The organism is Paenibacillus sp. Cedars, from assembly GCF_003184205.1.
In the GTDB taxonomy this organism is placed as follows: Bacteria; Bacillota; Bacilli; order Paenibacillales; family Paenibacillaceae; genus Paenibacillus_AQ; species Paenibacillus_AQ glucanolyticus.
In genome coordinates, this window is record NZ_CP020866.1 from 1,860,329 (window position 1) to 1,876,483 (window position 16,155).

A 16,155-nucleotide genomic window follows, 5' to 3' on the forward strand; every position below is an offset into this window, starting at 1 on the left:
CAAAACAAAAAACCACCCTCATTTGAACCGCACCTCCAATGTTAGAAGGTGTCTAACCATTGGGATGGAGTTCATTGGAACGGTGGTTTTCGTGTGTTTAACCATATAAGATTAAGTTAGTATAAGTTCTCTATTAGAATCCAGCAGCAGCCTTTTTAACAAGCTCAAGACCGTTTTGGACGATCAGTTCAGCCTCATCCGGGAATTGATTATGACCTTCGATGATCAACGTCTCGATGTCTTGTACGCCCCATTGACGGAGATTACCCATCACGAAGTTTACAGCCATCTCTGCTGCTGCCATAGGTCCTTCGGAATAGTTGCCGCCGCGTGCATTTAAGATCACAACTTTCTTGCCGGTCACGAGACCTACAACGCCTTGAGGCGTATATTTAAAGGTTTTGCCTGCTTGGTTCAGGTAGTCGATATAGGTGTGCAGTACGGCAGGTACCGTCATGTTCCACAATGGGAATGCAAAAACGATTTTGTCAGCAGCAAGAAACTGGTCAATATATTTGCTGACATTCGCTGCAGCAGTTTGCTCTTCCGGTGTTGCTTCGAAGCCTTTGGAGGCTTTGAACATTCCGTTAATGGCAACACCGTCATAATAAGGTAGGTTCTCTGCGAAGAGGTCAAGCTCCGTGATTTGATCTTCCGGGTGGCTTGCTTTGAAAGACTCCAGAAACTCGTGATACATTTTTACACTTACCGATTGCTCAATGGCTCTGTTGTTTGCTTTGATGAATAGAACATTAGACATGTATGAAAACTCTCCTTGTTGTATGGTTTACTTTATAAATTATAGTATATTTCATTTGTATGGTTTGTCAATGACATCCTAGTGAACAATATCAATGTTGCCGGAGTAGGTTTGTATTTGGATAGTATCGGTTGTTTCCTCCATTGCTTCCGGTGCCTTCACGGATCCCGACAGCGACTTGAGATCATAGAATCCGCGGAATGACGGATCGGGCTGCACTTTCACATCACCGGATCTGCATAAAATTTGGACGGGCGAAACACCAACCAGGCCCAGGTTCACATTTCCTGAAGAAACTTCGATGTCTACGGGGCCTTCCAGATCTTTCAACACGACATTGCCGGAATGATTGACAAGCTGCGTGGATGCCTGAATATCGAAGCCGCGAATATTCCCCGAAATATTTTCCACGTTTAGTTGCTCGGCACGTATCTCACTCATGTTAATGTTGCCTGATTTCACGGAAATGTCCACCGTTTTGGATGATGCACCTATGACGTGGATGTTATCGGAGAACGTTGACAATTCCAGATCATCGAGTTTTGTGCTTGATGGCAGAACAACGGTCAGTTTTCCTTTGGGTGAATGGAAGTCCACACTCATAAACTGAATCTTGTAGGATGGGGTCAGATCCAGTTCGATTTCCGAACCAGATGGATGAAAAGATTGGAGGATGTCGATATATTCGGGTCTTAATTTACCGTCAAAAGCGATGTATCCTCCCGAATCTCCGCTATCTTCGAAGGCAAAGTCAATTTCGATGTTGCTGGAAATCCTCAGTTTTTTCAGATTTTCCGCATCCTGCAGCTCCCATTTGTTCTGATAGCTGATAAGCTCCTCCCCAAATTTAAATTGATACGCAGCCATACCGACGATGCCAACCAATATAAGTGCAATAGCTGTACTGAACAACCATTTCTTGTTCACTTTGCGTCACGACCTTTCATCATGCGAGTATTCCATCTGGAGTAGCCGAGGGTTATCGATAACAATCCCGATATAATGGAGCGGGTTAGATAACCAAGAAGAATGCCGATTCCCACGAATGAAACGGACAAGAACAATTTGGCGGGATAAAACGTCCCGTTCACCATATAATCAAGCAGGACAAGCACCGGGCTGAGCAGGGTGGCGAGCGAGCCAGCTGCAATGGCAACTCCCCCGGACCATAATGCCGCAAGGAAAGGAATCATGACCATAGCGCAGAAGAATAAACCCGTTCCCATGGCGATTTTGCCGAACGAAGACGGTTTTCCCGCACTTGCAGGGACCGGGATTTCCATGTCTACATAACGGTCGCCTAATGCTTCCTTTGCCATTTCAAAGGGATCTCCCAGCTCACGGGCGATTTCCTGCTCGGACCGTCCGTTCTGCATGCCGATGTCAAAATGGGACACCACGTCCTCGATGAATTCCCGGCGCTCATGGGGAGGAAGCGCAGCCAGACGCGATTCCAAAATCGAAATAAACTGTTTTTTAGTCATACCCATTTCCTTCCTCTATCAGATTGGTCACATTGCTAACAAAAGTCTTCCATTCCTTTACCATCGCCCTCATATAGATCACACCGCTTGGGGTCAGCTTATAATATTTACGGGGTGGCCCCTCGCTTGATTCCTGCAGGTATGTTGTGCAGTAGCCTTCATTCACAAGCCGGCGAAGAAGGGGGTATAAAGCTCCTTCCGCGACCTCAATATGCCGAGATACCGCTTGGGCCAGCTCATAGCCATATTGGTCCCTGCGATGGATAAGCACAAGCACGCAAATTTCAAGAACACCTTTTTTAAATTGAATACTGACATCCATGTCGATACCTCCTTTCATAAATCCTTGTTCGTGTTGTCATCATGAGGTAGTAATTAATATTCAGTAGTGTCTACAATAAGATATCACTTAGTACTGATCAATGCAAGGTACTGACTATAAATGGGCTGCAGTTTGACTGTTTCGAAAAAAAAGTCGATTCATTAGAAGCTTTGTATAAGGAAGGGAGTTTCGTTTAATCTCGGAAAAGCACGGTTAATAGAAGTTATCAGAACATAGGGTCGTTTTTCCAAGTGAGGAAGTGGAGGGATGAATTGTATGTCTATCGATCGGTTTATATTAAAAAAGCTCAACCATTGCCAGGAGTTAACGACACGGAGAAATCTCGTGAAATTGTTTCAGATTCGAATTCAGAGAGCACAGATAGCCGAGGAGCGCCATTACGGGTTATAATGAAGCTAAACAAAAAAAGGGCTACCCCTCTTTTTAAAAGAGAGATAGCGCAAGAGAGTCGTTTTCACTTTTGCTGTGAAGAATTGCCTCGGATCCCTCGATTTCAATACTGATGAGGGAGTTGAGGCATTTTTGCAGCGCCTTTTTGCCGGTTTGAATTTTATGGTCAAGCGCGCTGGTCAGCAGTTTTAGTACCTTCTGTACCGGCTGCTTGCTGTCCGTTGTAAAGTACACGGGAACCGGCTTGTTTTGGAACATAATAAGTGTTTTCATATCAATCACCTCACGAAAGTTTTTTCATGATAATTGCATTATAAATTGCCAATCTTAAAATAACCTTAAATTCGTATAATTAATCAGAATCATTTTTGTGAGCGTGACATTTTTGTGAACAGTGGCTTTTTAACAACGAAAAGCCTCGATTTGGCCTATAATCAGTACATAAATAGTTCTTCTGAACCAACGTTTACACAGCCGAAATAGGAAAAAGGAAATATGACACAAATTGACAGAACAGATCCTGTAATGATATAGTTACAATAATGTAACTATTTTTTGTGCCTATTAAAATAGGTGTTTGGACATGGAGTATGGAATAAACATATAGAATTAACATTTTTGGGAAGGCAGGTTAACCAGATGATACTCACCGTGATCAGCGGGCGTAATGAAGATGATTGGTTTGATATCGACGTACCCGATGAATGCTCGATTGGACGGTTGAATGAGCTGCTGGGACTGCGTCTCTTTCATGAACCCTCCAGTGAAGGAATTCAATATATATTAGAAGCAAAATTTCCAGAAGGCTTGTGGTTTACGGTAGGGGGCCACTCAAGCCTTGTTGAGGCTGGATTGAGAGAAGGCTCTTATATACGTTTACAGCGGGCATTCTCCACAACAACCGAGGAAGCTCCTGTCTATGGCAGAAGATCGTTGTTTCAAGAAAGTTAGAATTGGGTAAGTAACCCATTGGTTTTGACTGAAACAACAACCTACATAATGTACTTTTCAGATGCTCTCTGGATTAGGAGGAAGTGAACATATGAACGTGTTATATCAACGTTCGCCGCGTATTAGACCGGCCTTACCGAATGAAGAAATGGAGATTCTGAGACCTCCGTCGGAGCCAAGCAAACCGTCATTCTCGATGATTGCCATCATTATCCCGATTATTATGACTGCCGTGACGGTAGGCTTCTATGTCTATATGAGCATGAGCGGCAAAATGTCCAACCCCAACTACATGATGTTTCAGATGTTGTCCATCTTTATGATGCTGACATCCTATACGCTGCCATTTTTCATGTATTTAAGCAACAAGAAGACCTACCAGATCAAGCTGAAGGAACGAGACCAGAAATATCGCGCACAGCTTGATCTGCACCGAGACGAGCTTAAGGAGAAGCAGGAGGACCAGGTTCATATCCTGTTTGACATCCATGGCGATCCGGACGTGTGTTATAACGTAGCAAAGAACCGCAGCAGCAGCTTGTGGGAGCGTTCACCGGAGGATACGGACTTCCTGGAGATTTGCGTCGGCAAGGGGGAGGTGCCTTTTTACATTCAGGTCAAGCCTCCCCGTGCGGATGGATATGACAAAGACCCGTTGATTGAGGCGGCTGAATTGCTGTCTGCGGAGTTTCAGACGGTTGACGAGGCATCGATTGCTCTGCCCCTGTTCGAATCCAAAGTGATAGGGATTGTTGGCGGAAGAGATCGGGTACTGAATATGCTTCGTGTCATGATGGCCCAAACCGCTGTAAGACACTCGCCGGACGAAGTGAAGATTGCCGCGTTCTATGAGGAGAAAGAGGCGAGTGAGTGGCAGTGGCTGCGATGGCTTCCGCACACATGGGATGATGACCGCTCCAGCCGCTATCTTGCTGATCGGCGCAGTAATGCGCATCAGCTTGCAGATGAGCTGTTTACGCATTTATACCGTCGTAAGAACAATCGCTCCGAGCATGGCAAGAAATCGATCGAGACACCTGCATACGTTGTAATTTTATCCGCTGCCCAATTAATCGAGGAAGAACCGCTGCTTCCTCTGTTGCTGGAAGACGGTGATGCAGCTGATGTGGTCACGATCGTTTTGTCTGACCGGAAGGAAAGCCTGCCGATGCACTGCCAGCTTATTGTGGAGGTAGAGCGTGAGCAGGCAGCTTATACCATTAAGAAACAGGATGGGACCGTCTCCAGGCAATCGTTCCAGTCACATCAGATCAGCAAAGACCAGATTGAAGCCTTGGCCCGTTACATGGCGCCGATCCGGTTGAAACGATCCTCTGCATCCGATATCCCTAGCGTTCTGCCTCTCTTTGAAATGATGGATATTCAGAGAATCAACGATCTGGATGTGCACAGACGATGGCAGCAGAACCGTTATCCGGACTCATTGCCCGTTCCCATGGGTGTCCGCGCGGGCGGAAAGAAGATTAATTTGAATCTTCATGATAAAATAGAACGTCAAGGACATGGACCGCATGGTCTCATTGCAGGGACGACGGGTTCTGGCAAAAGTGAGGTCATTCAATCGATTGTTGCTTCACTGGCATCCGAATTCCATCCACATGACCTAGCATTTATGCTTATTGACTATAAAGGCGGCGGCATGTCCAATACGTTTGTAAACTTGCCGCATGTTGTAGGTACGATTACCAATCTGGATAACAATCTGATCGAACGGGCAAAGGTTTCGCTTAAGGCCGAGCTTGTCCGCCGACAGAAAATCCTGAATGATGCGGGCAATTTGCAGCATATTGACGAGTATTACAAATTGCTGCGCAGCCGCCACGGCGAACCGCTGCCCCATCTCGTTATTATTATTGATGAGTTTGCTCAGCTGAAGAAAGATCAACCGGAATTCATGGATGAATTAATCAGCATTGCGGCGATCGGGCGAACGCTCGGTGTCCATCTTATTCTTGCAACACAAAAACCGGCTGGGGTTGTAGATGATAAAATTTGGAGTAATTCGCGCTTTCGGATCTGTCTTCGAGTGCAAAGCGAGGGAGACAGCCGGGACATGTTGAAGATTCCGAACGCAGCCTGGATCAACAAGCCGGGAAGAGGTTATTTCCAAGTCGGCAGCGACGAAGTGTTTGAGGAAATGCAGTATGCCTGGAGCGGTGCTCCTTATATTGAAGAGAAGGATACACCTGGCGCTGTGGTAATACGCGAGGTGAGGATCAACGGCAGGACAGAACCCCTGCTTGCTTCGAATCCCTCGATAGGAGCCCATCTTGAAGTGCCTAAACAGCTGCAAGTGTTTATCGATCATGTGGCTGAGGTAGCAAGACAACAAGGGATAGCCCGACTTCAGGGACCATGGCTGCCTCCGCTTCCCGAAAGTCTGGATTTGGATGCGATTGAGTCCGGTATGGAATTTGAAAAGACGGATCCATTCTGTGAATGGACCCTTACATCTTATGTCGGGATAGTTGATGACCTGCCTAATCAGTGTCAAAAGCCGCTGGTCTTAAATTTGGAACAAGGGCACTGGGCAGTCTACGGAATGCCGGGCCTCGGAAAGACCACCTTCATCCAGACGATGCTGATGTCCCTTGCCCATCGGTACAACCCGGACTTTTGGCACGGCTATATCGTGGATATGGGTCGGATGATGCGGGACTTTGCAGGACTGCCTCATATCGGAGCGGTCATGACCGCAGAAGAGGAGGATCGGATCAAGCGTTTGTTCCGTTTTCTCGCGAAAACCGCGGCCCTGCGGAAGGATATGATCGCTGATGCGGGAGTGAAAACCGTTGCGTCATATCGCCGGTCGAATTCAATCGCAGTTCCTCAAATAGTCGTGATTATTGATGGGTATCTAAACTTCCGGAACTCATATCCCGATGAGAATGATATGCTGGAATATTTGCTGCGTGAGGGTGGAAGTTTGGGAATCACATTCGTGATAACCGCCAATCGGATATCGGATATGTTTGAGAAAGTCCGGAGTAATATTTCGCAGGCGGTATCGTATGAACTCGCCGACCCGGCTGATTATTATTATGCGGTAGGACGTCCTGCACGAGCTCCAAGCCAGCTTCCTCCCGGGAGAGGCCTGGTCAAAGGACAAGTGCCGCCGCTTGAATTCCAAACGGCACTGCCGGCTTCAGGTCAGGACGAAGGACGCCGTTCCGCAGCGCTTCGCGATAGCATTCGTGCTCATCATGAATCGTGGCAAGGGGAACATGCGCCGCATATTGAATCGCTGCCTGACAGAATTCCGCTTCACCAGTTGCTTAAAGTTCAACATCCTTATGAAAGTGCAGGCATGGAGAAATATCAGGTTCCGGTCGGCGTGACGACGGATGATTTGACGCCTTTTGCGATCAATCTTGAGGATGGGCCGCATTTTATCGTTGCAAGTCCAATGGAAGGCGGCAAGACGTCATTCCTTCTTAGCTGGATGCTATCGCTTGCGTATTATACGTCACCGGATGAGCTGGAAATCTATACGGTAGACACGCGCTATGGCAGCAGCGGGCTAAGCCGGATGAACCATCTTCCGCATGTCAGAGGACATGCGGAGAATGAGGAGGATCTGGCACCGCTCATTTCGGGCCTTCATGAACGGGTTCAGACCCGATCGAAGGACGGGGAAGACCCGGCTATCCTGCTTATGATTGATGATGCTGATGTTCTGAGCAAGCAGCTCTCTGATTTCACCTTGAAGGACCAATTGTCCGCCATCGTAAGACAGGGAAGAGACCGCCGGGTTCATCTCGTTGTTGCTGGCGTTCCGGCCGACTTCCCGACGTATGGCGTGGACTGGTTTACGGATATTAAGGCTGCACAGAACGGATTTTTATTCGGGACTTTGGATTCAAACGATTTATCGTTCTTCAGAATTCCTTTTTCCGAGTCTTCGAATAGTCCTGGAGGACTAAAAATTCTTCCGCCGGGACAAGGGTACTACGTAAAACGAAAATTTTCCAGAATAAAAGGCGCAGTTCCGTTCGATGACGAATGGAATGCCCAGAGATGGGTCACAGAAATTCGCGACCGATGGCATGTTGTAGTTTGAGGGGAGGTGGCTCATAATGTTGACAATTCATGCTTCCAAACAAGAAACGATCACACTGAACGACAAGGAATTTTTCTTCTTGGCTGGAATTATCGGATCGGACCGATTACTTGGTGTAGAAGATCCTTTCGTAGGATACTTAACCGAAGAAATCGCGGTTGAATGGGAAAAAGCCAAACAATCGCTCCTAAGCAAGCAATATTTGATTCAAGAGGAAGGCGGGGAATTGTCGATTCCACCTGATGTCTTCTCACGAGTGGCGATTGCCGGACTTGCGGAACGTGCGTGCTGGTTAAAGTATGAAAATCAGGGTTCGTCGTTTGAAGGATATATACATGTAACGGACGAACGAGTTATACAAGTATGCAGGAGCGGTGAGGATAACCGGCGTTACATGCTTAGTGAACTCGGAACAATCGAACAAACCTGCAATCATCTGGTGGAGGATCTGGCGCTAAGCGATCAGAACTGGGGGGATATCCCGGCTTTATTGCTCAGCCGAAAGGAGTTCGGAGATATTTATACCTCTGCCTCCGAACAGAAAAGCGATGATATCAGTGATCGTTTAGCGAGACTGACAGATGATGCCGAGGGTTCCATTGCGCTCGCGAAATGTATGAAGAACAAGGTATCTTCGGGGGAACTCCAGCTATCGATTTGGAACGGAAACAGCTGGGAAAGTCAGAATGCAGCTTTTATAGTGAACGAGTCCATGAATTGGCTGCTGCGTATGAGCCTGGAGGGAGACCAGGACTGGCTAACCGCAGCACCAGCGACCAAAGAGCAGTTTCGTCATATGCTTCTCATGTGGCTGAAACAGTAACAGAGCCTGTATGAAAGGTGAGGACCAATGCGTATTTCTGTCGAGCCGGAGTCTCTCCGGACGTTAAGCCGTCAGCTGCAGCATAGTGGCGATGAATATTTGGCGATAACGAGAACGCTCAACCAAGCAATGAATTCACTCGTCTGGGAGACGTCTCTCAAAGCGGCGGTTATCGATGAGTGGCAGTCTGCCCGAAGTTTAGGAGAGCATCTGGGAGTTCTTCTTGCTCAACTGGGCAAGCATCTTCAAAGTAAAGCCGATCAGTTTCAAGAAACGGATCATCAGTACCATACCATTTTGGAGCATGCGATCGTAAATACCGTATCGCCGACAGCGCTGTTTGCTGCCTCCGGTATGGATGGACGTTTATCAATATTGCCGGATTATGGAAACTCTTCTACTGTTATTTCGAATCCGAGTTCCGTAGCGGCTGCTGTTGGCATGACAAGTGGGGATAACGGAAATTCGGCTAAACAAGCGGCTTTGTCCGGTCAGGGTTGGACCTTTACGGATCCTTCTTCGTTTGGAATTGCTAACTAATTTCCCTGCTTTTTTGGGAAAATCAAGATGGTAAAAGTTTCAAATTGGGGCGTGCAGGGTAACTGGAAATTAGGTCTGAGGACATTTTGATAAACCAAGTCTATTGGGCTAAGATGTCAAGTGTCACCAGAAATTGAATTTCAAGGAGGTTACATAAATGGCAGGACGTATTTTAATAACGCCAGAACAAGTGGAGCAAGTAGCGAACCAATTTAAACAAAGCGGTGATCAAAGTCAGCAGATCGTCAACAGCTTGACTCAATCGATCAACGGAATGGAAGGTCAATGGGACGGTATGACGAAGCAGCGCTTCTTCCAGGAATTCCAGGAGGCAAGCCGCTTGATGAACTCCTTCGTACAAACCCTTGACAGCATCAGCAACGAGCTGAAAGCGATCGCTCAGAAATTCCGTATGGCTGACGAATCCCGTTAATATTCATTCGGCCGCATTTGCATTATAATTGTTTAATAGGCAGAATAAACCGGGTGGTAGATAACCCGGTTTTCTTGCAATCCAGCTTGTTTTGTCTAAAATTTACGGCTTGCCGTTTAATCGAGCATATAGGTTGGTAATGGAGTTATAGAGAGGGTGATGTTCATGACATTTCAGCCAAACCCGGGCGATGGGATTGTTGTAAATGGAAGGGCTTATACAGTAGGACAACATCCCGCAGCACCTGGCGTAGCTTATGCACAGGCAGGGAGGCAAGGCATTGTTTACCAGCTGATTCCTGTTGATGGGGAGCTGCATGAGGCCAAAGCGCTTAAAGTGTTTTTTCCGAAATTCAGAATTCCGGCTATGGTTTATCAATCCGAGCATATGGGCAGTTATCGCGAGATTCCGGGATTGCAAGTAAGCAGCCGAGAGGTGCTCACTCCCGAAAGAAACGGAGATTTGATAGCGGAATATCCGGATTTGCTGTACGCGGTCATTATGCCATGGATACATGGCTGCACTTGGTTTGACGTTATCAGTGATCAGCGTAATCTGGGACGTTCTGAAAGTTTGATGCTGGCCAAGGCGTTGGCAGCTATTGGTTCGAGCATGGAGCAGCGTGGATTAGCGCATTGCGATCTGTCTGCGCCGAATGTCATGCTTCCGTTTTTTTCGGAAGTGAAGCTGCCGGAGGGCACGGCCGCCGTTGAGCTTGTAGATGTCGAGCAGATGTACAGTCCCAAAATGGACCGCCCCGATGTTTTGCTGGCTGGCTCGCCAGGTTATGCGGCTCATCGGACGGTGCACAGTGGGCTATGGAGTGCATATGCTGACCGTTTTGCAGGGGCTGTCATCATTGCGGAAATGCTGGGCTGGAGCGATTCGGCCATCGTGAATCGGGCATGGGGCGAGAGCTATTTTGACCAGCATGAAATGCAGACACCTTGCGAACGATATTTTCTGCTGAAAAAATCGCTGGGTCAGCGTTGGGGTGCACGGATTTCAGACTTGTTCGGCAGAGCATGGGACAGTCAGGATTTGAGCAGTTGTCCGACATTCGGCGAGTGGCTCATTGCGTTGTCTACTTTGAGCGAGGAAGAAGTGGTGGAAGAGATTCTAGCCGCATCAGCCGCTGCCGCAGCGGCTAATGCTTCCGACGAGGGAGAAGCCGCGCCAGAACGTTCGAAGGAAGTGCCTGCAGAGGTTATAGCATCGCTAGGGATCGAGCCGGGTACAAGAGAAGTTAATGATAATGTGGTTGGACGGCTGTTCCATCAAGCCCGTGACTTGGAGAAGGCGGGTAATTTATCAGGTGCGCTGGAAATATTCCGTTCCGCGTATCATTTTGTGAAGAAGGACAGTCCGCTTGAGGTGGAGCTCGCCGCTGCGATTCAGGGGCTGGAGGAGCAGCTTCGACCGGTCGAAGACACATCGAACAAAGGATTCAAGGCACTGTTACTATCTCGTAAATTTATGATCTCAAGTGCGGCTGCACTTGTCATATTGGCTGGTTCGGCGATTACGGTCAATCAGATCTTGGCTGAGAAGGCAGAGAGCAGGCAAATGGATGCGGAGGCTTTAGCCGAGCAGCAGGCGCAAGAAGCCATTCGCAAGCAGGAGGAAGAAGCACGGAGGCAGCAGGAAGAAGCGGCCAAGAAGGAAGAAGAAGCAAAAATCGCGGAAGCGGAGCGTTTGAAGGAAGAGGAAGCCAAGAAGTCGGCGGAAGCTGAGCAGGCTCGTAAAGAGCAGGAAAAAGCCGATCTTCAAGCCAAGTATGATAAGCAGGCGAAGTATGATGCTTACCTGGCATCCGTAGAAGAGAAGAAGAAGAAACAAGAGCTGCAAGAAAAATACGATAACCAGGCCAAATACGAGGCTTATCTAGCGCAGCAGGAAGAGAACAAGAAGAAGGCCGCGCAGGATGAAGCAGCTGCCAAGGCGGCAGCTCAGGCAGCAGTCGAGGCCGAGGCAAATCGCAAGGCACAAGCCAAGGCGGCTCAGCAAGCGCAGGCGGCCCAGCTCCAGAAGCAGCGTTCCCAGAACGTTGTGGAACTGGTTGCCTTATATAATAAGGCATACAATGCACAGGTAGCCGGCAACAAAGACCGGGCCAGGAACGCTGCTCATGAATTCATTAATTTATATAACAAGGATCAGTCCTATTATAAGACCGTTGGCAAAATGAGCAGTCGCCGCAACAATTTGCAAAAATTCATGAGTGACGACAGTCACTGGATACCAAAACTGTAAAAGAAGCAAACATAACGAAATGCAGGGGTGAATGTTATTCACGATGAACTATACCATACAGGCTTCACAGCGCACGCCAGCGCTCATCATATATTTGATTGATATCAGCGCATCTATGAATATGCTGATGGAGGACCGCAGGCGGATCGACGTGGTTTACGAAGCATTATCCCTGGCCATTCGGCAAATGGTATTCCGTTCAACCAAGGGTAACCGGTTAACACCACGGTACCGGATTGCCATACTTGCCTATAGCGATGATGTATATGATTTGTTGAACGGAATTAAGGGCATTGACGAGATTGCAGCAATTGGTTCACTGCCTGATTTGACGCCAAAGAGGTTCTCTGATTCGGCTAAAGCCTTTCTTCAGGCAGAGAAAATTCTGCAATCGGAAATTCCGAATATGCAGGATTGTCCTGCACCGCTTGTGTGCCATATGACAGATGGAGTGTCGACAGGAGATGATCCAGAACCGATTGCCCGCCGGATTATGAGTATGAGCGTTCCGGATGGGAACGTGCTTGTCGAGAATATATTTATATCCGATCATCTGATGAACCAGCCGATCACTGAACCTCGTCGCTGGAAGGGAATCTTGACGGACACATCATTGGAGGATGAGCACGCGCGAAAACTTAAAATGATGTCCTCGGTTCTTCCTGAAAGCTATCGTGAAATGCTGCTCGAAGCTGATTATCAGCTGAGTCCCGGCGCCCTGATGATGCTTCCGGGCACATGCTCGGAGCTGGTATCCATCGGATTCCAGATGTCGGCAGCCACGCCGGTGAGGTAAGAATATGAAGCGATCATATGCTGGAAGCATGGATTCTTGGGGAGCGCGGAAGAAGTCTCCGACATCGACGTATTATTACGAGAGTAAACAGACCGGGGAAGAGCCGCTTACGAGGATTCGTGATCTATTTACATGTCGTTATGCTTATGGTAGGGCGGCCGAATCGGTGAAGCTGTCCGAGAAGGGACAGGATTTCCTGGCATTTTCACTGAACGAAGATGTGTGCCGATTTGTGCTGTGTGACGGCGTCGGACTGAGCTACCGTGGGGATGTAGCCTCGCGCCTGCTGGGTCAGGGGCTTATGGAATGGCTGGAGAATCAGGAGGAGCTCTCCTCCGCATCGCTGGAACGCAAGCTGAAGGAGCTATCGCTCGAAGCGGATCGGGAGCTGCGCGATCTTTCAGTAGATTCCACTACACCTATGCTGCTTCGCGAGGTTCTGGAAGAGAAACAGCGCATGGGAAGCGAAGCGATGTATATTTGCGGGCGTATCGAGCTTCCCACGCGCTTTCGCCGCAAAGGAAGGCTATGGCTGGCCTGGCAGGGCGATTCTCGTGTGCGCTTATGGCATAAGCAGAGGGAATTGACCTCTCTATTCGGAGACCATTTTCGTACGGCGGAACGCTGGTCATCCCGCATCGGTCCAGTAGGAGGCAAGCCGCATGTGTATAGCAGCAGACTGGATCATGAGAGCGAATATCGCCTGCAGCTATACAGTGATGGCTTGAATGACCTGGATGCTGTGATGGAGCATATTCCGGATGAACAGGTTCAGGTGCTGATGAATGCCCTTCATACGGATGGTTTGGAAGATGACGCTTCCTTCTTGGAATTCATGTGGTAGTTATATGGATGCAACAGAATGTTAACGATTAACCGGACCTGGACCTTTCGAGGGCCGGTTTTTTTTCGTTGATGGTCATGATGCTGCGGCTAAATTGAAAAACATGATTATAAAACAGGCACTTTTGGGTAATCTTGTGACAGATGAATGTATACGGATTACGAAGAAAAAGGAGCGTGTTAATGATGAATGAAGGATTTGGGCGTTTTCAAGGAAAAACCGCCATCATCACGGGTGCAGGTTCTGGGATCGGCAAGGCTGCGGCAGTCTTATTGGCAAAGGAAGGTGCAAACGTGGCGCTGTTCGATCTGCTCGATGACCGTACGAACAAAGTGGAAGCGGAAATCAATCAGTTGCAGGCAGGATCTGCCAGAGCCTTCGATGTGGATACAACAGATCCTGACCGAGTGGAGAAGGCTATTCTGGAAACCGTAGAGATTTTTGGCGGAATCGATATTGTTTTTGCCAATGCAGGCATCAACGGCGTGATGACTCCTATCGATGACATGAAGCTGGAGGAATGGACCAAGACGCTCAACGTGAATTTGAACGGTACATTTTTGACGGTCAAATATGCGATTCCACACCTCAAGAAGCGGGGACAGGGCAGCATCATCATCACCAGCTCCGTAAATGGGACACGAACCTTCTCCAACTTTGGAATGAGTGCCTACAGCACAACCAAGGCAGGACAGGTGGCTTTTGCGAAGATGGCTGCATTGGAGCTGGCCCAATTCAAGATCAGGGTAAATGTAATCTGTCCTGGCGCGATATCGACCAACATTGATCAAAGCACGAAGAAACAAGGGGATCTGGAGGAGATCGTGATTCCGGTTGAATACCCGGAGGGAAGCCAGCCGCTGTCGGATGGACCCGGTAAACCGGAGGAGGTTGCGGATTTGGTGGCGTTTTTGGCTTCGGATCAATCAAAGCATATTACAGGGGCGCAAATATTCATTGATGGAGCGGAATCGCTTCTGTAGATATGAGCATTTTTTCCAGATTGGCGGAGCAGAAGATTGAAGAAGCGGTTCGTAACGGAGAGCTGGATAATCTGCCGTTTGCCGGCAAGAAGCTGCCCATTGATGATCTGTCTCACCTACCCGAAGATATGAGAATGTCCTATCGAATCATGAAGAATGCAGGTTATGTGCCCGAAGAAGTGACGCTGCGCAAGGAATGTGTTCAGCTTTACGATCTGCTCGGAGCTGCCCGGAATGAGGGTGAACAGGACCAGCTTCGACGCAAGCTGAATGAAAAGCAGTTAAGACTTCAGCTGCTCTTGGAACAGCGCGGGCTTAGCGCCAATAGCGCTTTTGCGCAGTATGAAACCCAAGTCAGAGACCGTTTAACCCGTGAGGAATAACAGATCAGCGCCAGCCTTTCTTCTTATCACAAGAACGAAAGCGCAGGCGCTGATTGTTTTTTTATGTTTCGAATAACTGCTGCCTTGTTTCATCCGATATTTTTATCGGGGAAGACGGTATTTTTGACAGGTCGAACAACGAGATCAAGTCTGCAGGAGTAACAGGTTCCGGCTTTTCCAGCAGACCGGCGGTCCAGGCTAACCACCCAATAACCCGTTCCGGCTTAACGCCTTGTCCGCGTAAAAAAGAGAGGCTTAATCCGCGGGTTCGTTTAGCCAGCCTTCTGCCCTCGGCATCGACCATCAGAGGAGTGTGGGCGAACTGTGGAGGCTCATAACCCAGCGCTTGGTATAACAGAAGCTGCCGGGGGGTGGAATCCAGAAGGTCAGCTCCTCGCAGCACATGAGTAATGTCCATCAGCGCGTCATCCACGACAACTGCAAGCTGATAAGAGATCATATCATCTGCCCTGCGTACAACGAAATCCCCTCCATCGGATAATAGATGCGACTGTGCCCCGGCGATGCCATCGATAAAAGATACTCGCTGCTGCGGGACCTTCATTCGCAGCGAAGGCTTTTTGCGCAGCTTCCTGATTGTGGCTTCTTCCTCAGATAAATATCTGCAAGTCCCGGGGTAGCGGAGGCCTTCCGATGCAATGCCATGCGGTGCTCGGGATGCAGCCGTAATATCTGCCCTGCTGCAATAGCATGGATACAGCAGATGATTGTGCTGCAGCTTCGTAATTTCCCTCTCGTATAATGCCTGGCGTGCCGCCTGATGGTAAGGCCCGTAGTCGCCGTCACGGCCCGGGCCTTCATCCCAATCCAAACCGAGCCATTCCAGATCCCTCAGGATTTCAACCGTAAGCTCCTGGCGGGAACGCTGTGTATCAATATCCTCGATGCGAAGAATATATTGTCCGTTCATACTTCTTATTTGCAGCCAGCCGAGCAAGGCGGTCAATGCATTGCCAATATGCATTTTCCCGGATGGCGTCGGCGCAAAGCGGCCGCGAATGGGGGTGTGCTGCTCCATATATATCACCTTCTGACGAAATGGATCGGATGGATTACCCAGAATCTGACGA

General features: G+C 48.5%; 16 protein-coding genes. 10 read left to right on the forward strand and 6 right to left on the reverse strand.

Annotated elements, in window-relative coordinates; translation table 11 throughout:
* Positions 1-133 precede the first annotated feature (133 nt).
* From B9D94_RS10360 to B9D94_RS10380, 5 genes are all read right to left on the reverse strand, one after another.
* Positions 134-760 (reverse strand): FMN-dependent NADH-azoreductase, encoded by a 627-nt coding sequence (locus tag B9D94_RS10360; protein ID WP_006211211.1) that lies wholly within the window; start codon positions 758-760, stop codon positions 134-136.
* Between the two features lie 78 nt (positions 761-838).
* The gene (locus B9D94_RS10365; protein ID WP_172963933.1) at positions 839-1,687 is read right to left on the reverse strand and encodes a DUF4097 family beta strand repeat-containing protein; all 849 of its coding nucleotides are present in this window, start codon (positions 1,685-1,687) and stop codon (positions 839-841) included.
* Positions 1,684-2,244, reverse strand: a complete 561-nt coding sequence (locus tag B9D94_RS10370; RefSeq protein WP_036642153.1) for a DUF1700 domain-containing protein — start codon at positions 2,242-2,244, stop codon at positions 1,684-1,686. Before B9D94_RS10370 ends, B9D94_RS10365 begins: the two co-directional genes overlap by 4 nt.
* On the reverse strand, positions 2,237-2,566 hold the full coding sequence (locus B9D94_RS10375) for a PadR family transcriptional regulator (protein WP_006211208.1): 330 nt from the start codon (positions 2,564-2,566) through the stop codon (positions 2,237-2,239). Before B9D94_RS10375 ends, B9D94_RS10370 begins: the two co-directional genes overlap by 8 nt.
* Before the next feature lie 444 nt (positions 2,567-3,010).
* On the reverse strand, positions 3,011-3,250 hold the full coding sequence (locus tag B9D94_RS10380) for a hypothetical protein (protein WP_006211206.1): 240 nt from the start codon (positions 3,248-3,250) through the stop codon (positions 3,011-3,013).
* Between the two features lie 366 nt (positions 3,251-3,616).
* Between B9D94_RS10380 and B9D94_RS10385 the strand changes: the two genes are divergently transcribed.
* The 10 genes from B9D94_RS10385 to B9D94_RS10430 all read left to right on the forward strand — a co-directional run bounded on the left by B9D94_RS10385 (position 3,617) and on the right by B9D94_RS10430 (position 15,064).
* Complete coding sequence (locus B9D94_RS10385) at positions 3,617-3,928, forward strand: hypothetical protein (RefSeq protein ID WP_006211205.1); 312 nt, start codon at positions 3,617-3,619, stop codon at positions 3,926-3,928.
* 91 nt (positions 3,929-4,019) lie between these two features.
* Positions 4,020-8,009, forward strand: a complete 3,990-nt coding sequence (gene essC / locus B9D94_RS10390; protein ID WP_148246949.1) for a type VII secretion protein EssC — start codon at positions 4,020-4,022, stop codon at positions 8,007-8,009.
* Between the two features lie 16 nt (positions 8,010-8,025).
* The gene (locus B9D94_RS10395) at positions 8,026-8,832 is read left to right on the forward strand and encodes a hypothetical protein (protein ID WP_006211204.1); all 807 of its coding nucleotides are present in this window, start codon (positions 8,026-8,028) and stop codon (positions 8,830-8,832) included.
* A gap of 27 nt (positions 8,833-8,859) precedes the next feature.
* A complete protein-coding gene (locus B9D94_RS10400) occupies positions 8,860-9,372 on the forward strand; it encodes a WXG100 family type VII secretion target (protein WP_063479993.1) in 513 nt (170 codons plus the stop codon).
* Positions 9,373-9,529: 157 nt separating this feature from the next.
* Complete coding sequence (locus tag B9D94_RS10405; protein WP_006211202.1) at positions 9,530-9,805, forward strand: WXG100 family type VII secretion target; 276 nt, start codon at positions 9,530-9,532, stop codon at positions 9,803-9,805.
* A gap of 165 nt (positions 9,806-9,970) precedes the next feature.
* Complete coding sequence (locus tag B9D94_RS10410; protein ID WP_148246950.1) at positions 9,971-12,058, forward strand: protein kinase family protein; 2,088 nt, start codon at positions 9,971-9,973, stop codon at positions 12,056-12,058.
* Between the two features lie 43 nt (positions 12,059-12,101).
* Positions 12,102-12,854, forward strand: coding sequence for a vWA domain-containing protein (locus B9D94_RS10415; RefSeq protein ID WP_006211200.1), 753 nt, complete (start codon positions 12,102-12,104; stop codon positions 12,852-12,854).
* A gap of 4 nt (positions 12,855-12,858) precedes the next feature.
* The gene (locus tag B9D94_RS10420) at positions 12,859-13,698 is read left to right on the forward strand and encodes a PP2C family protein-serine/threonine phosphatase (RefSeq protein WP_148246951.1); all 840 of its coding nucleotides are present in this window, start codon (positions 12,859-12,861) and stop codon (positions 13,696-13,698) included.
* Between the two features lie 185 nt (positions 13,699-13,883).
* The gene (locus B9D94_RS10425) at positions 13,884-14,681 is read left to right on the forward strand and encodes an SDR family oxidoreductase (protein ID WP_006211197.1); all 798 of its coding nucleotides are present in this window, start codon (positions 13,884-13,886) and stop codon (positions 14,679-14,681) included.
* 2 nt (positions 14,682-14,683) lie between these two features.
* Positions 14,684-15,064, forward strand: coding sequence for a DnaJ family domain-containing protein (locus tag B9D94_RS10430; RefSeq protein WP_148246952.1), 381 nt, complete (start codon positions 14,684-14,686; stop codon positions 15,062-15,064).
* Between the two features lie 61 nt (positions 15,065-15,125).
* Here the strand turns inward: B9D94_RS10430 and gluQRS are convergent, their stop codons facing one another.
* Positions 15,126-16,103 carry a tRNA glutamyl-Q(34) synthetase GluQRS gene (gene gluQRS / locus B9D94_RS10435; protein ID WP_148248753.1) on the reverse strand — a complete coding sequence of 326 codons (978 nt, stop codon included), beginning with the start codon at positions 16,101-16,103 and terminating at the stop codon, positions 15,126-15,128.
* Between the last annotated feature and the right edge of the window lie 52 nt (positions 16,104-16,155).